This is a genomic window from Methanolobus profundi, from assembly GCF_900114835.1.
In the GTDB taxonomy this organism is placed as follows: Archaea; Halobacteriota; Methanosarcinia; order Methanosarcinales; family Methanosarcinaceae; genus Methanolobus; species Methanolobus profundi.
Genome location: NZ_FOUJ01000014.1, coordinates 1 through 3,399, shown reverse-complemented (window position 1 = coordinate 3,399; position 3,399 = coordinate 1). Strand labels below are relative to the sequence as shown.

Below are 3,399 nucleotides of genomic sequence, written 5' to 3'. Positions count from 1 at the left end.
ATGGAAACAACTACCTGATTGACATCTACAGGAGAACTACCGACATTAAGTCCTACTTTAAGCTTAAGAAGGTCAATTGTGTCTGACATATTTGTGGCTGAGTTCTTAGCACGAACACCCTCGATGGTCTTTACCATCAGGTTGGATGATACTTCCTGTGTTGCCTGCTTACCGGTTGACTGTGCCTTCTGCTGAAGTGTACCGGAAGTCTGGATCAATACTGCAGCAGCAACTGCTGCTACAAGGACCATGGCGATGAATATGATAAGGGTACCAATACCCACCTGAGCCCTGGTATTTTTATTAAGACCGAATCTCCTATTTGCTTTCATGTGTGATCCTCCTATAAAATCCAAAATATATGGATGTTTTTATATATCGCATGATAATATATATATTGATTGGTTGGAAATATCAAACAACAAACTAGAGAAAACGAGGACTAGCAAGTATTATATATTAACAATGTATAAATAAAATATGCACGAGAGGGATTAAATGACAGCAGGGTTACTACTGAATGCAACTATATGTTTTGCTATCACATTATCATCATTTGCTTTTGCATGGGTTCTTGCCCGAAGTGAGCATGAGCATTCAGATAAAAGTAAGCCCGCACTCTGGGCACTTGTAATATTATGGTCATTAGTAGGACTCACATACCTACCCACAACAATAAGGATGATAGCTGCCTATATGGATATGCCCATACTTGATTTTATGATGTACAACCTGGCGATCATACCTTTTTCATTCGTCACGGTCCCACTTGTATTCTTTATAATGTATGTAATAGTAGGTGAGAAGAGGATCAGCGCATATACGTCAATGCTTTTTGTCCTGTTCGGAGTATCATATCTGGTTTTCCTGTACACAAAAGGAGTGATCGGACCTGAAGTTTCCACATTCTCATCGATATTTATGATCAATAGTGATGTTGCAATAAATATCTACCTTATGGGACTCTTTGTCATACCAACTGCAATGATAATTGGCCTTCTATTCCTGATATTCCTTCAACGCATGCCAAAACGCCTGCGTTACAGAACTGCCTTACCATTAGTAGCCATATCATTCGTATTTGATTTCATGCTTACGGACATGATCACTCTGGTAGATGCCATGCAACTTGCAGCAAGGATATTTGTACTTATTGGAACAGTACAGGCTTTCCTCGCATACTTCCCACCACTGACACTTCAGGAAAAACTAGGGATCAAGAGATATCCATACGAACTGTACGAACAGGAAATAGACATCGATAAAGAAATAGATGAAGAGGAGGAAGATATCGATGTCTGAAGAAATTGATGTGGAATTCGAGCAAGAGGTAGCTGAGTTCTACCAATCGTTAGGAATACACCAGGGCCCAGGAGATATGCAATACAGGATAATACTCCGAGTACTGGGAAGGAACGAAGGTAAGATCACTGAGTTCTCGGATATCCGCAAATATACGGACCAGTTCGCAGATAAAGGGAGTATAGGAAGCAAAATGAAAACGGTCTTCCAACTCGAAGGGCTTGTCGAAAAGGTCAAGCGTGGTGGCTATGTCATCACAGACAAAGGAGTAACGGCCTATAATTTCCTTAAAGACAGCACAGCATTCTACAAGAAGAATAAGAGAATGGGTGAGATCATAGAAAGGATGCCATGAAATTTTAAAATTTGATCTCTAAATATATCCTTATTTAACAAGTATATTTTTACACATATTTCAGATAGTGCACCAATTCTGAGACCTTGTCTTGTTTTAGTTTGGATCCAGCATTTTCTTATTATATCTATTCTTCACCACTTAAAAGATTAGGATATAAAGAAGAGTGATTTTGGAACAATTGCAGCCAATAATCAGACAAGCAGGTTCCTTGATCCAGCCAGCCTACCACCATAAACATCAAGTGACAACTAAACAAACATGAATATCGTCTGTGTGTTCAGTAGTAACTAAATGCATTGATTGATAAGTCTTTGACTCTGTAGAAAGAATTCAGACCCAACCTATCACAAAATTCAACTATCGATTTCAATGACGTCACAGAATATACACTCACAGAACCTGACCATACGCAATGGCTCCAATAAGTATTCTACAGAACAAGAAGATAAGAAAATACCATGTCAAATATTTCCATTGGAAGATATCTGCAAAAAATGATCACGATCAGATCAATTATGTTCTTAACGACCTTAGGACAAAATTGAACTACATAATATTAATGGTCATGTGTAAAAAGTATATAATTACTATAGTTACAAGAAATAAGATATCAAAAAGAAAAGAAAAAAGGTGAATTGATCACCTTATGGATAAAGCTGTATTGTTTCTACTGTTCCATACGAAGATGGAGTTACAAAGTCTGCACTTGTTGCTGCTCCGGCCTCAGGAGTGAGCACTATGTTTACAGAGGTCCTCGGACTTATTACAAGACCTGTGTCTTTCATAGCAGCACTGACATCCAGTGAACCGACATCATCGTATGCAGTATCTCCAGCTGCCACAGTAGAGACATAGATGATAATAAGGTCACCAGTATTCATTACAGGCTCTCCCTGTGTGAAGGAACCATCCTCATCACGGATCTTCTCTACAGTATAGAAATACTTTGCACTATCACCTGATCCGACCGAAGTATCAGTCAAAAGTTCATCCAGATTTGCGGATGCATTATTACTACCACTAAAATCTTTCATTGCAGAACCATATGTCTGTTCATTGTTTGCATAGATCAGGTTATTTGTAGTTGTACCATCAGTAATTGATATGACTACCTGATTTATATCTACAGGAGAACTACCGACATTAAGACCAACCTTCATCTTAAGAAGGGAGACATTATCAGCCATGCTTGTAGCATTGTCACTGGCACGTATTCCTTCTATCGCCTTTACCATCAGATTGGAAGATACTTCCTGGGTTGCCTGTTTACCAGTTGACTGTGCCTTCTGCTGAAGTGTTCCTGATGTCTGTATCAGAACCGCTGCAGCCACAGCAGCAACAAGTACCATTGCAATGAATATGATAAGGGTACCAATACCCACCTGAGCTCTTGTATCCATATTGAACGAAGTTTTATTTGCTTTCATCTTTTAACACCTCTTAATAATGTGCAAATCAAATTGCACATTGAAGATTCATTATGGATAGAGCTGTACAGTCTCCTTTACACCGTATGAAGAAGGAGCTACGAAGTCTGCTGTAGTTGCTGCACCAGATTCTGGTGTAAGGACAATATTGACAGTGGTCCTCGGAACAAGGTTAAGTCCGGATGAATCAAGGCCGCCTGACGATACATTAGAAGTACCGACCTCATTATAAGCTGCGGTCTCGGCATCAGCAGAAGTTGTAGCAATGTATAGTGTGATAAGATCACCAGTGTTCATTACTGGATTGGACTG

General features: G+C 39.3%; 4 protein-coding genes and 1 pseudogene. 2 read left to right on the top strand and 3 right to left on the bottom strand.

Features of this window, described 5'->3' with window-relative positions:
• Positions 1-332: archaellin/type IV pilin N-terminal domain-containing protein (locus tag BM008_RS14620; RefSeq protein ID WP_342707584.1), on the bottom strand; the 332-nt coding region annotated here is incomplete at its 3' end.
• Between the two features lie 166 nt (positions 333-498).
• Between BM008_RS14620 and BM008_RS14615 the strand changes: the two genes are divergently transcribed.
• Both BM008_RS14615 and BM008_RS14610 read left to right on the top strand, forming a co-directional pair.
• The gene (locus BM008_RS14615) at positions 499-1,302 is read left to right on the top strand and encodes a hypothetical protein (protein WP_091938324.1); all 804 of its coding nucleotides are present in this window, start codon (positions 499-501) and stop codon (positions 1,300-1,302) included.
• On the top strand, positions 1,295-1,657 hold the full coding sequence (locus tag BM008_RS14610) for a hypothetical protein (RefSeq protein WP_091938322.1): 363 nt from the start codon (positions 1,295-1,297) through the stop codon (positions 1,655-1,657). The genes BM008_RS14615 and BM008_RS14610 overlap by 8 nt, the downstream gene beginning before the upstream one ends.
• Positions 1,658-2,304: 647 nt before the next feature.
• Here the strand turns inward: BM008_RS14610 and BM008_RS14600 are convergent.
• Both BM008_RS14600 and BM008_RS14595 read right to left on the bottom strand, forming a co-directional pair.
• Entirely contained in the window at positions 2,305-3,087 is a 783-nt protein-coding gene (locus tag BM008_RS14600) for an archaellin/type IV pilin N-terminal domain-containing protein (RefSeq protein WP_091938318.1), read from the bottom strand.
• 51 nt (positions 3,088-3,138) lie between these two features.
• A pseudogene (locus BM008_RS14595) lies at positions 3,139-3,399 on the bottom strand (archaellin/type IV pilin N-terminal domain-containing protein); the annotation flags it as partial.